Source organism: Labilithrix luteola (assembly GCF_001263205.1).
Lineage (GTDB): Bacteria > Myxococcota_A > Polyangia > Polyangiales > Polyangiaceae > Labilithrix > Labilithrix luteola.
In genome coordinates this window covers 7,359,605-7,375,435 of sequence record NZ_CP012333.1, presented here as the reverse complement: position 1 = coordinate 7,375,435, position 15,831 = coordinate 7,359,605, and the positions used below count along the sequence as shown (strand labels likewise).

General features: G+C 66.0%; 16 protein-coding genes. 12 read left to right on the top strand and 4 right to left on the bottom strand.

The window, feature by feature from the left end:
• Positions 1-18: 18 nt before the first annotated feature.
• Positions 19-717: a helix-turn-helix transcriptional regulator gene (locus tag AKJ09_RS32015; protein ID WP_146651658.1), complete on the bottom strand. Its 699-nt coding sequence runs from the start codon at positions 715-717 to the stop codon at positions 19-21.
• Positions 718-844: 127 nt separating this feature from the next.
• Between AKJ09_RS32015 and AKJ09_RS32010 the strand changes: the two genes are divergently transcribed.
• Positions 845-2,788, top strand: a complete 1,944-nt coding sequence (locus AKJ09_RS32010) for a methionine--tRNA ligase (protein ID WP_146651657.1) — start codon at positions 845-847, stop codon at positions 2,786-2,788.
• 254 nt (positions 2,789-3,042) lie between these two features.
• Here the strand turns inward: AKJ09_RS32010 and AKJ09_RS32005 are convergent, their stop codons facing one another.
• Together AKJ09_RS32005 and AKJ09_RS32000 are read right to left on the bottom strand one after the other, a co-directional pair.
• Positions 3,043-4,719, bottom strand: coding sequence for a hypothetical protein (locus AKJ09_RS32005; RefSeq protein ID WP_146651656.1), 1,677 nt, complete (start codon positions 4,717-4,719; stop codon positions 3,043-3,045).
• A gap of 276 nt (positions 4,720-4,995) precedes the next feature.
• Positions 4,996-5,862 (bottom strand): GNAT family N-acetyltransferase, encoded by an 867-nt coding sequence (locus AKJ09_RS32000; protein WP_146651655.1) that lies wholly within the window; start codon positions 5,860-5,862, stop codon positions 4,996-4,998.
• 151 nt (positions 5,863-6,013) lie between these two features.
• Here AKJ09_RS32000 and trxA point away from each other — a divergent pair, with 151 nt between their 5' ends.
• Both trxA and AKJ09_RS31990 read left to right on the top strand, forming a co-directional pair.
• Positions 6,014-6,406, top strand: a complete 393-nt coding sequence (gene trxA, locus AKJ09_RS31995; RefSeq protein ID WP_146651654.1) for a thioredoxin — start codon at positions 6,014-6,016, stop codon at positions 6,404-6,406.
• Between the two features lie 30 nt (positions 6,407-6,436).
• Positions 6,437-7,390, top strand: a complete 954-nt coding sequence (locus tag AKJ09_RS31990; protein ID WP_146651653.1) for an aldo/keto reductase — start codon at positions 6,437-6,439, stop codon at positions 7,388-7,390.
• Positions 7,391-7,399: 9 nt separating this feature from the next.
• On the opposite strand, the gene AKJ09_RS53450 is transcribed toward AKJ09_RS31990, so the two are convergent.
• The gene (locus AKJ09_RS53450; protein ID WP_169928036.1) at positions 7,400-7,810 is read right to left on the bottom strand and encodes a hypothetical protein; all 411 of its coding nucleotides are present in this window, start codon (positions 7,808-7,810) and stop codon (positions 7,400-7,402) included.
• Here AKJ09_RS53450 and AKJ09_RS31980 point away from each other — a divergent pair.
• From AKJ09_RS31980 to AKJ09_RS31940, 9 genes are all read left to right on the top strand, one after another.
• Entirely contained in the window at positions 7,809-8,438 is a 630-nt protein-coding gene (locus tag AKJ09_RS31980; RefSeq protein ID WP_146651651.1) for a glutathione S-transferase family protein, read from the top strand. The genes AKJ09_RS53450 and AKJ09_RS31980 overlap by 2 nt on opposite strands.
• Complete coding sequence (locus tag AKJ09_RS31975; RefSeq protein ID WP_146651650.1) at positions 8,435-9,427, top strand: RNA polymerase subunit sigma-70; 993 nt, start codon at positions 8,435-8,437, stop codon at positions 9,425-9,427. The genes AKJ09_RS31980 and AKJ09_RS31975 overlap by 4 nt, the downstream gene beginning before the upstream one ends.
• 251 nt (positions 9,428-9,678) lie before the next feature.
• Positions 9,679-10,752, top strand: coding sequence for a hypothetical protein (locus AKJ09_RS31970; protein WP_146651649.1), 1,074 nt, complete (start codon positions 9,679-9,681; stop codon positions 10,750-10,752).
• Between the two features lie 215 nt (positions 10,753-10,967).
• On the top strand, positions 10,968-11,504 hold the full coding sequence (locus tag AKJ09_RS31965; RefSeq protein ID WP_169928035.1) for an RNA polymerase sigma factor: 537 nt from the start codon (positions 10,968-10,970) through the stop codon (positions 11,502-11,504).
• Positions 11,501-12,292, top strand: a complete 792-nt coding sequence (locus AKJ09_RS31960; RefSeq protein ID WP_146651647.1) for a tetratricopeptide repeat protein — start codon at positions 11,501-11,503, stop codon at positions 12,290-12,292. Before AKJ09_RS31965 ends, AKJ09_RS31960 begins: the two co-directional genes overlap by 4 nt.
• Positions 12,292-13,419, top strand: a complete 1,128-nt coding sequence (locus tag AKJ09_RS31955; RefSeq protein WP_146651646.1) for a hypothetical protein — start codon at positions 12,292-12,294, stop codon at positions 13,417-13,419. Before AKJ09_RS31960 ends, AKJ09_RS31955 begins: the two co-directional genes overlap by 1 nt.
• On the top strand, positions 13,416-14,192 hold the full coding sequence (locus AKJ09_RS31950) for a hypothetical protein (RefSeq protein ID WP_146651645.1): 777 nt from the start codon (positions 13,416-13,418) through the stop codon (positions 14,190-14,192). Before AKJ09_RS31955 ends, AKJ09_RS31950 begins: the two co-directional genes overlap by 4 nt.
• The gene (locus AKJ09_RS31945; protein WP_146651644.1) at positions 14,189-14,590 is read left to right on the top strand and encodes a hypothetical protein; all 402 of its coding nucleotides are present in this window, start codon (positions 14,189-14,191) and stop codon (positions 14,588-14,590) included. The genes AKJ09_RS31950 and AKJ09_RS31945 overlap by 4 nt, the downstream gene beginning before the upstream one ends.
• Positions 14,587-15,819, top strand: a complete 1,233-nt coding sequence (locus AKJ09_RS31940) for a ligand-binding sensor domain-containing protein (RefSeq protein WP_146651643.1) — start codon at positions 14,587-14,589, stop codon at positions 15,817-15,819. Before AKJ09_RS31945 ends, AKJ09_RS31940 begins: the two co-directional genes overlap by 4 nt.
• Positions 15,820-15,831: the final 12 nt, after the last annotated feature.

The following is a 15,831-nucleotide window of genomic DNA, read 5'->3' as shown; positions in this document are numbered from 1 at the left end:
TTTTACCGAAGGTGACTGTCAGTTCCTGGCAGTAGACCGCGCCATCTCGCGCTCCCGGAACTCCTTGACCATGACCGCGCGCTTCCGTGGATAGCGAGTCCCGCTGGGTTCGAGCGCCACGATACGGTCGAGTCGGAATCCCCGATAATCCTGGCGCAGCTCGCAGAAGGCAGCGACGACCAGAACGCGCTCGAAGACGCCGATCGAGATCGGCCAGATCGTGCGTCGTGTCTCGGTTCGGCCGCCATCCCGATACGCGATCGTGATCTTGTGCTCCGCTCGAATGGCGGCCCGGAGGTCGGCAACGTCGACGCGAACCGGCTCCGGCGGCTCGACGAAGGGTACCGTCGACGTCGCGGCATCGACGCTGTCGCGCAGCGACGCGGGGAGCACCGCGCGAATCTTGGCGACGGCGTTCTCGGCGGCGGCGCCGAGGCGGGCATCACTACGGGCGGCAACCCACCGCGAACCGAGCACCAGCGCCTCGATCTCGTCGACCGAGAACATCAGCGGCGGCAGGGTGAACCCCGGGCGCAAGACGTAGCCCAGCCCCGGCTCGCCTTGGATGTCGGCCCCCTGCTCCTGCAGGGTCGCGATGTCGCGATACAACGTTCGGATCGAGACCCCGAGCTCTTTCGCCAGCGTGGGGCCGGAGACGGGCGAACGACGACGGCGCAGCTGCTGGAGCAGGGCGAGGAGGCGTGACGCGCGTGACACGCGCCAATCTTCGCGCGTCCAGCGCCGAGCGGCCAGCGGCGGAAGGAACCGGCCCCGATTCGAGCGAACGCTTTCGCGGTGGCAACGCTTGACGTCCCTGCCCGATCGAGCACAAAACGCTTCTCCCATGGGCGATCACCGAGGTCCGCCGTCCGACGTCGCATCCGTTCTCTCGAACCTGAAGCGGCCGCGGCGTGCCGTAGTCACCGCCGGCATGCCCTACGCGAATGGCCCGCTGCACCTCGGCCACCTCGCCGGGGCGCATGTGCCTGCCGACATCCACGCGCGTTGGATGGGCCTCCTCATCGGACGAGAGAACGTGCTCTTCGTCTGCGGCACGGACGAGCACGGGTCGACCAGCGAGCTCAGCGCACTGAAGGCCGGCAAGCCGATCCGCGAATTCGTGGACACCATCCACGACCAGCAAGCCAAGACGCTGCAGCGTTATTCGGTGGGCCTCGACACCTACACGGGAACGTCGCGCCCCGAATGCTTCCCCATCCACGCGAAGCTCTGCCAGGACATCCTCCGCCAGCTTCGCGATCACGGCCTCCTCGAGAAGCGCTCGAGCAGGCAGTGGTTCGATCCGAAGGTGCAGCGGTTCCTGCCGGACCGCTTCGTCCGCGGTCGCTGCCCGAATCCGAAGTGCGAGAACGAAGACGCCTACAGCGACGAATGCGACCGCTGCGGGCACCAGCACTCGCCCGAGGATTTGATAAGGCCGCGCAGCACCATCAGTGACGCCACGCCGGAGATGCGTGAGACGGTGCACTGGTTCTTGGACATGTCGAAGGTGTCCGAGACGATGCGCGAGTGGCTCGAGGGCAAGAAGAAGACGTGGCGCTCGTCGGTGCTCTCCGGCGTGCTCGACACGGTGATGCCGTCGCTCCGCTTCGCCGGCGAACACGAGCCCGCGTACAAGGAGCTCAAGGCGAGCTTGCCGAAGCACAAGAGCAAGTACGCGCCCGGCAAGCAGGTCGTTCTCCAGTTCACGAACCGAGCGGATCTCGACACCGCCCGCGCGCGCCTGAAAGACAGCGGCATCGACTCCGAGCTCGCCGATGGCTGGGCGCATCGCTCGATCACGCGCGACATCGCCTGGGGCGTCCCGGTCCCCGAAGAGGAGACCGATCTCGCCGGCAAGACGCTCTACGTCTGGCCCGACTCGCTCATCGCGCCGATCTCGTTCTCGCGAGTGGCGCTCACCCAGCGAGGCGAGAATCCCGAGCGCTACGCCGAGTTCTGGCGGGATCCCGAGGCGCGCATCTATCAATTCCTCGGGCAAGACAACGTCTTCTTCTACGTTCTGATGCAGGGCGCGCTGTGGCTCGGCACGCAGAGCGACATCACGCGGCTCCCCGTGGCGGGAGACCTCCAACTCACGGAAATCTTCGGCTGCTTCCACCTCCAGGTGGGCGGCCAGAAGATGAGCAAGAGCCTCGGCAACTTCTTCACGGGCGACCAGCTGCTCGACGAGAAGGGCTACGAGGCCGATCAGATCCGCTACTACCTCGCGCTCCTCGGCCTCGCGGAGAAACAATCCGATTTCGAGTTCGCCAAGCTCGACGAGCGAAACAAGTTCCTCGCCGGTCCGCTCAATGCCGCGTTCGAGCGACCGATCTCCGCCGCGCACTCGAAGTTCGGCGGGCGCGTCCCCGAGGGCGTGCTCATCGAGAAGGTCGTGGCGGACACCGTTCGCATCGTGCAGCGCTACGTCAAATCGATGGATCGCGCCGATCACCCGAACCTGCTCTTCGAGATCGAGAACTACGCGCGCACGATCAACAGCCTCTTCACGCAGTACAAGCCGCACGACGATCGCCATCCCGAAGAGAGCCGGCGCAACGCGCTCTTCACGGCCTTCTACGTGCTCAAGAACCTGATGATCATGCTGTATCCGTTCGTCCCCTCCACGATGGAACGGCTGCGTGAATCCCTTCGCCTCCCCGCCGACGTGTTCCGAATCGACGAGCTGGGCACGCCCATCCCAGCCGGCCACGAGCTCGGCCCCAAGGGAACGTACTTCCCTGCCGTCGCCGCCGAAGGCCACGAGCCGACGTCCGAAGCCTAAGCGTTCTAGAGCCCGCTAGAGCCCGCAGGCCACCTGAGCGCTCTCGCGGGCGGCGTGAAAATGCGCCGGTTAGAGCGCTTCTTTGGCGACCTTCTTGCGCACGGCTGCGAAATCGCGAATGGCCGCCTTCGCCGAGGCCTTCTTCGGCGTCGATCGAGCATCCAATGACGAACGGCGAAGGGTGGATGGCCACGCCCTCGCCGCTCGCTCTCGCTTTTCAGCTTTTCGGTTTCGCCGGCCTCGCCGGCCCTCTTCTACTGGTCGAAGTCGACGAAGAGAGACTTGCCGTTGTCGAGCTGGATCTCGACGCCGTCGATCGAACCGTGGAATTCGGTTTCGTTCGAATATGTCGAGAGGGAGATGAACTTCACCTTCTCCGACCGGTAGTCCCGCGCGCTCAGACCGGTCGGCGTGATGGCGCCGGCCTTCATCTGCGCGAGCGTGAACTGACCTGCGGCGCCCGGCTGCTCGTCGGTCTTCCGCGTGTCCCAGAAGCGAATCTGGTTGTCACCGGCGTTCGTCGAAAACGTATTCCACGTATCGACCGGCGCCTTGCGGCTCGCGGCCCAATTGAGCTGCGCATGGATGCGCCGACCGTACCAGGACTTGTCGTCGTCCGTTCCGTCAGGAAGGGTGTAGACGATCATCGTGAAGTCCTTGTCGGCGACGGCGATGCGGCTTCGCAGCGAGATCGACTTGATCTCGCCGATCGTGAAGTCCCCGAGGTGACTACGAGCGCTGTCCCAGACCGGCGGCGGGGGCGGCGTCGCGTCCGGCTCCGCGGCGAACGGCAGGTAAAACTCGAACTTCCCTTTGGCCGGCGAGTCCGCGTCCTTGACGTAGGCCCACGACGACCCGACGCCGCCGTACGGGGCGTCGGTCGACGGGGTGCCGTACGAAGAGTCCGTATCGGGCGGCGTTGCCTCGAGCAGGTGAGCATGGCTGGCCGAAATGCGACGCAGGTTGGCGTCGCCCTCGAGATCGATCTTCACGGCCTTGCCGTTCTTCAACACGACTTCGATTCCGTCGATCGAGCCGTCGAAGCTCGCGTCGGACGAATTCGTCGCGAAGCTGATGTAGCGAATCTGCTCCGTTCGGTAGTCGCGCGCTCCGGTGACGCCCGCGGGCGTAACGGGGCCCTTCTGCAGATCGGCGAGGCTGAAGTAGTTGTTCGCCGGCTGAGTGCCCTCGGCCACGTTCTTGTTGCGGTAGTCCCAGAATCGAAGGGAGTTCGCGCCGGTGCCCGTGGTGAATTCGTTCCACGTCGAGATCGGGGCGTTCAGCGCATTCGCGGCGGCGAGCGGCACGTGGAGACGCTTGCCGTACCAGCTCGCGTCGTTCTCGGTCGCCGTGGTGTGAGGGACGGTATACACGACCATCGTGAAGTCCGCCGTCGTGTCGTCGTTGCGCCACGTGTGCAGCTTGATCGACGCGATATCGGCGAGCGTGACATTGCCGAGATGCGCGGGGACCTCGCCAAGACCGGCGGCCTTGTCCTTTGCGTCGGCGGTCGTGAAGGGAATGTAGAATTCGAACTTCTCGTTCGTGGCTCCCGTCGAGGGCTTGGAATAACGCCACGACGTGCCAGTGCCGCCGAAGGCCCCCTTGCTCGACGCGTATCCGTACGACGACGGGCCAACCGGCTGCTCGCCCGCGATGACGTCTTCGACCTTCAAGGAGATCGACTTCACGAGGTCCGGTTCGGGCGCATCCGTGCCCGAGTCCTTCTCGTCACCGCTGTCTTTCTTGCCGCTGTCGGGTTGCCCGCCGTCCTTGGCGTTGCCGCCTCCGTCATCCCCCGGCTTGGAAGGCTCGATGCCCGAATTCGGGTCCAGCGGCGTCCCGCCGTCTTCCGAGTCGTCTCCACAAGCCACGAGACCAAAGCCAATCACGCTCGTTGCAAGCACGAAGGCCGCAACACTCGATTTCATTCGCATTGAACGCAACCCCTCACAAGCGAATAGGACAACCGATTCGTCCCACCGAGTCCCTACGATGCGCGTGTTCGCACGAACATTCGCATGTCATTCGCAGGTCATTCGTCGAGACGCCACCCCCGGCACAAGATGCGCGAGAATCGGGCGCTCGTGCGTGGCTGTCAACGGTAGTGAGAGAGATCATTTCGCGACTTGCGCTTGTTCAGTGTCCACTTTCGTGGACTCGCGCAGACACCGCACACGTCGACGACACGATCGACGGATTTTGCATCACTCGAAGATCACGAGTGCGTAGTCGCCGATGGGCCGAAAGCCGAGTGCCAGATAGGACCGCTGAGCGGCGGTGTTCCCGTTACCCGTAAAGAGAATTGCGCGCTCGACTCCGCGCGAACGCGCAGCGACGAGCGACGCCGCGACGGCGCATCGGGCGTAGCCGCGTCCGCGAAGCGCCGGAGGCGTGAAGACACCGCCGATCTGCACCATGTCGGGCAGCGTTGCGTTGAAACCGGAATACGCCACGGGCGTCATCCCGTCGCACAAGAGAACGGCGTGGCCGTCCGCGTGGAACGCCTCGAGGACGTCGCGCTGACGACGGCGCTCCTCCGGCGTATCCGGGAGGTCGGACAGCTCGGCGGAGTACTGCATGCGCCAATCGAGGACGAGCGCCATGTCATCCTCGTTCGGCGCCCGCGCGGCGAGGCGCGAGAGTGCCTCGGGCACGACGAGATCGGCGAGCGAGAGGGAGTACAGAATCTCGTGGTGGTGCTTGCGAACCGCACTACCGAACCGAGCGTCGATCACACGGCGCGCTTCGGCGACCTCGCTCGCGGTGCCGAGAATGCCCCGGAAGCCAGCGGGCGCATGCGCCGCGAGCATCTCGGTGAGAGCAACCACGTGCGGGCCACCGGCGAGCAAGAGGTTGCCGGTCCAGGCGAGCGTCGCCAGGCCCTCGAGCTCGTCGCCCACGAACGCTCCGACGTACGTGCCTTGGAAGCTTCGGCCTTCGTTGACCAGCCCTGCGCGCGCGAGGTTCGAGCGGAGGATCATCGTCGTCTCCGCTCGCGTCCCCAGAAATCGCTCGGCGGCAGCTTCGTCGCCGCCCACGAGCAGCCTCAGGGTCAAGGTCGGGGACATCATCGACGCCCGAGCTTAGCAGTGCACAGCCAGCCTGGTGGCCCCCTCGGCGGAGCCGGGGCCCAGGGCCTAGCTCGGCTGGTCGAGCTTTTCTGTGCCCTGCCCCGGCACTATTCATGCGAGAAGGCATCGAAGCACTGGAGGCTCGAGAAACATGAGCGAGACGATCACCATCAAGAACTTCGAAGCGACCATCGAAAAGCCGGGAATCGTCGTCCTCGACTTCTGGGCGGAGTGGTGCGGCCCCTGCAAGAGCTTTGCGCCGGTGTTCGAGGCCGCATCGACGCGCCACACGGACATCACGTGGGGGAAGATCGACACCGAAGCGGAGCAGGAGCTCGCCGGTGCGCTGCAGATTCGCTCGATCCCGACGCTCATGGTCTTTCGTGACGGCATCCTCATCTTCCGCGAGTCGGGGGCGCTGCCGGGAGCGGCGCTCGACGAGATCGTCGGCAAGGTGAAGGAGCTCGACATGGAGGACGTGCGCAAGAAGATTGCCGAGCACGAGGCCGCGCACGCACGCGGTGAGTGCAATCACGATCACTGACCTTTACGGTTCTGGCTCGCCCCGGCCGCGATGACTCGCGCAACGACACAGCTCGCCCTCGGCCTCGCCGCGCTCGGCCGCCCCGGGTACATCACCGTCGGGCACGCCGAGGATCTCGGAGGGCACTACGACGCTGCTGCGATGGAGCAGCGGTCCCACGCGGTGCTCGATGCCGCGTGGGACGCCGGCATTCGCTGGTTCGATGCTGCGCGCTCGTATGGACGCGCGGAGGAGTTCCTGGCGAGCTGGCTTCGAACACGCAAGATCGCCCCTGGTGACGTGACCGTCTCTTCCAAGTGGGGATACACGTACGTTGCCAATTGGCAGGTGAATGCCAAGCAGCACGAAATCAAAGATCACTCGCTCGCGGCGCTCACGCGACAGGTCGAAGAGTCGAAGGGACTGCTCGGTCCCTATCTGTCGCTCTACCAAGTACACTCGGCCACGCTCGAAAGCGGGATCCTCGACGACCGTGCCGTTCTCTCCAAACTCGGTGAGCTTCGCGACGGTGGACTGCCCATCGGCCTGTCGCTGTCCGGAGCGCGACAGCGCGAAGCGCTCGAGCGCGCCTTGACCATCGAGGTCGGCGGAAAGCCGTTGTGGTCGGCCGTGCAAGCGACCTGGAACCTGCTCGAACGCAGCGTGGAGCCCGCACTGCTCGAGGCCAAGCGACGCGGCCTGCGCGTCATGATCAAAGAAGCGTTGGCCAACGGACGCCTCGTGGGCACGTACGCCCCCGAAGCGCTGCGAAACGAGGCAGCGCGAGCGAAGGTCGGCACGGACGCAATGGCCCTCGCGGTGGTCATGGCGCAACCTTGGGTCGACGTCGTGCTGTCGGGCGCAACCACGCCCGCGCAGCTCCTCGACAACGTGCGCGCACGGGAGGTCGATGGCAGCGCGGCGGCGGCAGTCAGCTCACTCGCGTCACTCGCGCAGACCGCCGATCGTTACTGGGCGGAGCGTTCGAAGCTGCCCTGGACCTAGAGACGACGTTCAGTTCAGTTCAGAGGGGCGACGCCCACCCGCCGTCTTCACGAGGCCGGCAATGACGAGGCACTCGGCCACGACCTCGTCGACGGTAAGATCGTCGCGCCTCAGCTCGTGCTGGTAGCTCGAGCCGTCGCGGGTGCGGAAATCGACACGCGTGACGCCGTCCTGCCGGCGCCCGCACGCGACGAGACCATGGCGCTCGAGGATCTCGGAAGCGTTGGCGGCGAGGAGAAGCAGGTCGGTCGGCATGGTGCGGTCATAGTCCGCTCCGCGTGCCGCGACCAAGAAGAATGCCGGTCCGACGTCCTTGGAGGGCCTGGGAGATTTCTTGCGGGGCCGCGAACAGTTTTGGGCCTCCGCCCGGTCTTTGTTGGGAAAGGGCGCTGCTTCGACGCCCTCACGGAGGTCTGCCATGAAGCTCTACTCGTTCCCTTTCTCCCCGAACTGCCAGAAGGTCATCGCCGTTGCCCACGAGGTGGGAACGCCCCTCCAGCTCGTGCCCGTCGACCTCTTCAAGGGGGAATCGCGCACCCCAGGAATGCTCTCGAAGAACCCCAACGGCAAGGTTCCGATCCTCGAAGACGGTGACTTCGTGCTGTGGGAATCTACCGCCATGATCGCGTACATCGCGGCCAAGGCTGGGCGAACGGACTTGTTGCCGGCGACGCCCCGCGAGCGCGCAGAGGTCGACCGCTGGACCGCGTGGCAGGGCGCTCATTTCGGACCTGCCGTCCGCAAGGTTGCCTACGAGCGCATCGTGAAGAAGCTCGTCGGACGTGGCGCCCCCGACGAAGCGGTTGTGAAGGCGGGCACCGAGGAGTTCGCCATGTTCGCGGGCGTCCTCGACCAGAGCCTCGGCGGCAAGGAGTACCTCTGCGGCCGACTCACCATCGCCGACTTCGACCTCACCCCCTACGCCGCGCTCACCGCCGGCTGCGGACTCGATTTCGGGCCTTATCCAAAGGCTAAAGCGTGGCTCCAGCGCATGACGTCCCGCGAGAGCGTGAAGAAGACGCTCGACGCCGCCCGCGAAGCTGCATGAACCGTTTCGAAGCACTCGTGGAGCCGCATCGCGCGATGTTGCGGCTCCACTGCTACCGGATGCTCGGGTCGTCCCACGACAGCGACGACATGGTGCAGGAGACCTTCGTCCGCGCCTTCCGCGCGCAGGAGACGCTCGACGATCCCGCGCGGGCACGGGCGTGGCTGCATCGCATCGCCACCAACGTGTGTCTCGACGAGCTCGCGAAGCGTCCTAGACGCGCGCGAGGTCCCGAGCTCGGGCCCCCCCATGATCCGAGCGCGCCGCCGGCACCACCGACGCACGAGGCCGAGTGGCTCGAGCCGGCGCCGACGGTGTGGCTCGAGGAAGCAAGCTCACACGGCGGTTGCCCCAGCGCGCAGTACACGATGAAGGAGAGCGTTGCGCTCGCCTTCGTCGCGGCCCTCCAAATCCTGACACCGGCCCAGCGCGCTGTACTGCTTCTCCGCGACGTCGTCGGCCTCTCGGCGGCGGAGACCGCCGAGGCGCTCTCGTGTTCGCTCGCCTCGGCGAACAGCACCCTGCACCGCGCACGCGTGGCGCTCGAAGAGCGGGTGGGGCCGCGTGCGGACTGGTCGCCCGAGGCTGGGCCGGTCGATCGCGAGCTCCTCGAACGCTACGTGCGCGCGTGGGAGAAGGGCGACCTCGACGCCATCATCGCGCTCCTCCACGACGACGTGACGCTCTCGATGCCGCCGAGCCCGACCTGGATCGCCGGACGCGATGCCGTCGCGCACTTTTACGCCCTCCGCGTCACCGACGCCGTGCGCCACCACCGGTTTCGCAGCGTGCTCGTCGAAGCGAACGGCCAGGTGGCGAGCGGCTTCTATCACCTCCGCGACGGCGCATTCGTCTTCTTCGCGCTGCAGGTCCTCGAAGCGAAGGACGGACGCATCCGCTTCATCGATCACTTCATGACCCCGAACTCCCACGCCCCCTTCTTCGCGCGCGGCCTGCCACGAACCTTCGCCACGACCACGCCTCGGTGACAGCCGACGCGAGCACGTGACAACGGCGCGCGGTCGGTCTCCCGAAAGTCGACCGCGACGCCCTCGCTTCCCACACGCCCCACACGCGTAGGGAGGTCGTGAGGCGCGTTCCTCCTTGACCCCTTTTGCGGCGGGTGACAGCCTCACGAGGCCGCTGGCCCCAACCGAGCAAGGGCGCTTGTTTGCGCCGAGCGGGTCGCGGGCTCGAGCGTATGCGCATAGGAGGTCGAGATTCTCGGGCCCGGTACGGGTTGGGTATCGTCGTCTTCCTCGCGAGCTTCACGGAAGCGTCGGCCTCGGCACAGGAGACCACGCACCTAGGCGACGTCACGGTCTCGGCGACGTTGCACGCGCCAGAAGGCAGTTCCTGCCCTTCCGAAAAGAAGCTCCTCGACGCGATTCGCCGCTCTCTCTCTCACGCCCCGAGCGACGAGGGGCCCGCGAGCGTCGAGGTCGTCATCGCCGTCGATGCGAAGGGCAACGTCGGCAGCGTGCGGACGATCGGCCGAGATGCCGACAAGACCATCGGCAAACGAACGACGCGCGCCAAATCATGTGTGCACCTCGCCGAGGCACTGGTCCTCATCGTGGTGCAAACCCTCGATCCTCTGGCGGACGAGTCGACCTCGGCAACGATCGACGGCGACGATACCGATGCGGAGCGCGGCTCGACCGAAACGCCCGCAGCCGACGACGACCGCAAGTCCCCCGCTACGCCTTCCCCGAGCCCACGGTCAGGGCGTCGTGCGAGGCACCCGCAAGCGCAGCCATTGCCTTCGTCGAGGCGGGTCGTCTTCGGCGCGATGGCGGGCGCGAGCGTCGCGACCGGCATTTTTCCGTCCCTCACGCCCGGCGCTTACTTTGGCCTCTGGTTGGGTACTGCACGAAGCAATGGAGTCGAGGCGGACCTTCGCGGCAGCCAGAGGCTCGAAGCATCGACGACGATTCTTTTCCCGTCCACGCTCGACCTGGGCGAAGGCTCCTTCCAGTTTCGTGGCGTTCGACCCCAACTCTCGGGGTGCCCGACGTCGTTCGGAACGAACGCCACGCAAGCGTCGCCATGCCTCTCGCTGGGTGCGCTCTGGGTCGACGCCAGCGCGCGAGACTTCGCGCAGAACACCGGCACGCTATCCGTCGTTCCCTACGTCGGGCTCGGGGCCATGGTGCGCGTTCACCTGACTGACACAATCGGACTTCGATTGGCGGTCGACGCTTCGGCCTTCCTCCGTCGCGCCGAGTGGGTGTTGCGCCCCGTCGGCGTGGTTCACGAGCTCGCCCCGGTCAGCTTCGGTGGGACGGTCGCCGTCGAGAGCTTGCGCCCGTGAATCGTGCCATTTTCAGGGCGATTTCGACATTCGTTCGACGAACGTGATCCACTTCGGGCTCCGGTTCGATAACGTCGTGGATGTTCGATTGGAAGCAGCACGCGCCGTCGATCGTGCCTCGGCAAGGAGCCCGGACGGCTCTCGAACGGCCTTTCGAAGCGCGCTTTCTCGGCGGGCTCACCGCGCGCGCACCTGATCGGGTCGAAGGTCGCCCATTGGAAGCGTTCCGCGAGGCCGCCGAGCCCGTCATTCCCGCCATCTGGCGCTGCCTCCGGCGCTTCGGGGTACGGCCCGACGAGCTCGACGACGCGCTGCAGACGGTTTTGGTCGGGCTCTTCCGCAACTGGGAGCGGTTGAGCTCGTTCTCGCCAGAGGCTCTTCGTAGCTATGCCTGCTGTGCGAGCGTCGGCGTCGCGCGCGACGTTGGCCGCTCGCGATCGCGGACGACACGTCGATTCGAGCCGCTGTCCCTCCAAGAAGATCTCCAGCTCGAGGCCGCGGACGACGACCCCGAGACACGCGCCCAGCAGCGCGAGGCGCTCACCATTCTCGAGGCCGTCCTGAAGCGCATGCCCGATGAACTTCGCGACATCTTCGTTCTGCACGTGATCGAACAGCTCTCGAAGCGCGAGCTCGCATCTCATCTCGGGATTCCGGAGGGAACGGCGGCATCACGCATTCGTCGCGCGCGGGAGGAGTTCGCGCGCGCACTTTCCGAAGTCGAGCAGCCCTCGAAAGGAACCTCGCCGTGAGTACACGCGATGACACGACGCCGGACGTGGACGCGCGAATCGATGCGCTCGTCCGCGCGGCGAGGAACGAAGCGCCTCCGCCGTCCTATGCGCGTGACGCGTTGACACGCGCGATTGCCCACGGATCGCTGGCGACGAGCGCCCCGGTGTCGGCGCGACGAACATCGCCTCTCGCGACGGCGACCAAGCTCGCACTTCTCTGCGCGGGGTTGAGCATCGGGGCCTATGCCGTGAAAGCCAGTAGGGGGTCGATCGAACCATCGGTTTCATCGCTGATGCCCGCCGCGCCCACCGCCGTCGTCGAGAGGTCGGCTCCCACAACCGTCAGCCATGCTCTTGGCGGACCGACGCCGTCCGAAGGCGTCGAACCGTCCAGCGCAAACACGTTCGACGTCCATCGATTGCCGAACGCGCCTTCTGTCGTCAGCGATTCCGGAACGACCGTGTCCGCAGCGACCACGAAAGGGGTCCCGGCGGTCGCCACCACGAGCTCGGCACCGGTGGAAGGAGACGACTTTGCCGCGGAGATCGCGCGCCTCCGCGAAGCGCGCGCCGCGATCTCCGCGGGACGGATCGACGACGCACGCGCGACCCTCGCTCGCTACGATGCGACGTTTCCGAAGGGTGCGCTGATGCCCGAAGCGAAAGCGATGAAGGTCGACCTCCTCATCGCCGCTGGCCAGCCTGAAGAAGCACGCCGCGAGGCCGAGGCATTCCTGAAGCGATATCCCAATAGCCCGCAGGCCGGACGATTGAAGATCCTTCTCGAACGGAAGACCGTACCTTGATGCGCCTTCGAAGAGGTCTGATCGCCGCGACGAGCGGGACCTTCCTCGTCGCGGCGTGCGGCGTCGATACGAGCACGCTCGCCGTGATGTCCGACGCCGGGACCACCACGCCGGCGTTCACGGACGACGCGGCCACGGTCCCCGAAGATGCTGCGTCGCGTCTTCGATGTATCGCCACCGAGTGCCCTGAAGGGCGTGCCGATTGCCCCGATACGAGCGGATACGTCGCTCACTGCGGAACGCACATCAACGACGATCCCAACAACTGTGGAGCGTGCGGGCACGTCTGTTACATCCCTCCGGCATTCCTGAATATCGTACCTAAGTGCGAAGCAGCGAAGTGCACTCGTCGTTGCACGCCCGGCTTCGGCGATTGCAATCTGATCGACGAGGACGGTTGCGAAACCCCACTACTGGGGAATGATCCCGCGAACTGTGGAGGATGCGGTATCGCGTGTACGGCCCCCAACGTCTGCGAAGGAGGGCAATGCAACGCGCCCTCGCAAGGTAGTGGAAGCAGCGGCGGCCCTCCTCCGCCGACGTGTGAGCAGCTCTGTGGCTCGGCGCCCGCTACGGCTCCCCCGCGTCACATGGTCTACGAGTGCTCCCCCCCGCCCACGTGCTGGACTCTCGCGTGCGAGGGATCGCCGTTCAGCGCCTCGCAGTGGGCCGACTGCAACGGAGACCTCACGGACGGTTGCGAAGTCGACTTGAAGCACGATCGGCAGAACTGTGCCCAGTGCGGTCGCGTCTGCGCCGCAGGGTTGCCTTGTCTCGCGACGGGCGTTTGCGGGTGCCCGGCGGGAACCAGCGAGTGCGGAGATGCTTGCATCGATCTCCTGCACGACCCCGACAATTGTGGCTCGTGCGGACTTCGGTGCGCCCCCCCGTACGACACGAAGACAGCGCACACACAGCGCGTCTGCGACGAAGGCCGATGCAAGCGCGCGTGCGAACCGGGGTGGGCCAGCTGCGACGGAGACCTGGCGAATGGGTGTGAAACCGACCTGCAGACGAGCGGAGCGAACTGTGGTGCGTGCGGTCGATCATGTGACGTCGACGCCGGCCAACCGTGCGTGGACGGCGTCTGCTTGATGAAGGAGTGCGACGCGGGAGCGACCCGATGAAACGGCGTCACGGCTTGCTTGCGGCGATATTTCTCGCGTACGCCACGGCATGTGCGCACACCGAGGACGGCTCGGTTGCGCCCTCGCCTTCGACGCAGACGATTCCGACCCCCACACCGTCCCTCCAAGACGACGCGTCGGTATCCAATTCTTGCGATGGTGGGGAGTGTACGCCCGCCATCGACTGCAACGACGCGGACCTCTGCGCAGTCGGAGGCTTCGATCGACTCCCTCTCCTGAATGCCATCTGGGCCGCGGCCTCGGACGACGTCTGGATCGCGGGCGGAGACGGCGTCGTCTTCCACTGGAACGGCTCGGACATCCGGAAGGTTCAGTCTGGAACGACGCAGCCGCTTCGCGCCATCTGGGGCCGAGGCCCGAACGACTTCTGGATCGGCGGCGGCTCCGCGACGCTCCTGCATTACACCGCGGAGACCGCAGGCGCCGAGGTGCCATTCCGCCAGGCGTCCAACAATTGCAAAGTCCGCTACGAGGGCCGCGGCGGCTATTTGCCAACATGCAACTTCATTTCTCTTTGGTCGAGCGGCGACCTTCCGATCTTCACGGTGTCGCCGCAGACCACCACGACCTATCGCTTCTCCACCGAGGCGCAGACATCGTGGACGGCCTTTCCACCGACCTGCACTCCGAAGTCGCGTGACGACGAAAAATGCCTCGACGACAGCCGCGCAGTTTGGGGCAGCGGCGCGGGGATATTTGGGTCGTCGGCATCGACGGACGTGCGCTTCGATCGAGTGGACCGCTCGACGTGAGCTATTTGAGATTCGAAATCACACAAACGCAGACACTGCGAACGCTCGAGACCATCTGGGGCAGCTCGAGTAGCGACGTCTGGACGGCCGGCGCGGAGGGCGTCGTTCGACACTGGACGAACGACCCGTTGAAAGCGTGGACCTACGTGGCCCCCTTCACCACCGTGGATCTGCACGCTCTTCGCGGCAGTGGCGCGAGTGACGTATGGGTCGTCGGTGACGACGCCGCGGTGTTCCACTTCGACGGCTCGGCGTGGCAACCCGCGAAGCTGGCACTTCCGGCCGGACTCCGGCCGAACCTCTACGCCGTCTGGGCCGTCGCACCGGACGACGTCTGGGCTGTGGGGAACGGGATCATCCTGCGATCGCGCTCGAAAGTCCTGCGGGGTACGCAATGAGAACGCTCGCCTTACTTCCTCCCATCGCAGCGCTTGCGGCATGGGCTGCCCTGTCGTGCGCCGCAGACGACGCGACGACCGAGCTCTCATCTCCTCCGACGCTTGGAGACGACGCCGCCATTCCCCCGAGCAATGCGAGGGACGCGGCCCCGCCCCTCGGGGATGCGGATGCAGAAGCGGACGGAGGAGAGACGCCTGTCATCCCCGAGTGCTCACCGGAGGGTTTGTGTGTCACGGTCGTGCCGGCCGGCCTGACGCTCCGCCAGATCTGGGGCGCAGGCGACGGCGTCGTCTGGGCGGTGACGACGGAGAGCGAGCGCGACGAGGTCGCCCAGACGAAACCAGGAAGCATCCTTCGCTGGGACGGCACGGCGTGGACGTCGGTGTTCAGCACCGCAAAGGGGCTCACGAGCATCGCGGGAGCCTCTGGCAACGATCTCTGGGCCGGCGGCACGGAGGGGATCTTCCACGGCGTCGTCGGAGCGTCCGGGCAACTCGAGTGGAATCTCGACACCTCACTCCCGGCGGGTCGAGTCACGTCGATCTGGTGTGCTGACGCAAATCGGACTTGGGCGGTCGCCGATGGAGCCATCTACCGACGAGACGCTCTCGGCGGCGGCGCCTGGAGGCTCGACCCGACCATCCCAACCCTACCGATGAATGCCGCGTACGCGCGCGTGTGGGGCAGCCCCTCGGCCCTCTTCGTCGCAGGCGGCAGGTTCGAGCCGGCAGAGGTCTTCGGTGCTCAGATTCTCTGGCGCTCGTCGCTTCCGGGCGCCGACGGGACGTGGCACCCAATCCTCGAGCAAATGGACCTCAAGCCGTCGTTCTCCGCGGCAGCCTTCGTTCCGCCCGCAAGCGTTTGGGCACTGAGTACGCAGGGCGGAACCCCCGAGTTCTGGGGCGACAACCTCGTGACCAACGCCTTCGTCGTCGGCCGAGCCAACCCCAATGGCGAGTATGCCATCACCAGTGAGCGACTCGGCGCAACGGACATTCTGCGCGCGGTCTGGGGCCGTTCCGAGAGCGACGTCTGGATCGGCGGAAGCTACGGGCAACTTCGTCATTGGAACGGAACTCGGTTCGACACCGCCCGAACCGCGCTGCGCGGATTGGATATCCAAGACGGTATCGTGCAGAACGGCTTTCATTCGATCTGGGGCGACGCCGACGGAGACCTCTGGGTCGTCGGGCGCGAGGTCGCGCTTCACCGGAAAGCGAGCCCCTGATGCGACGTCTTC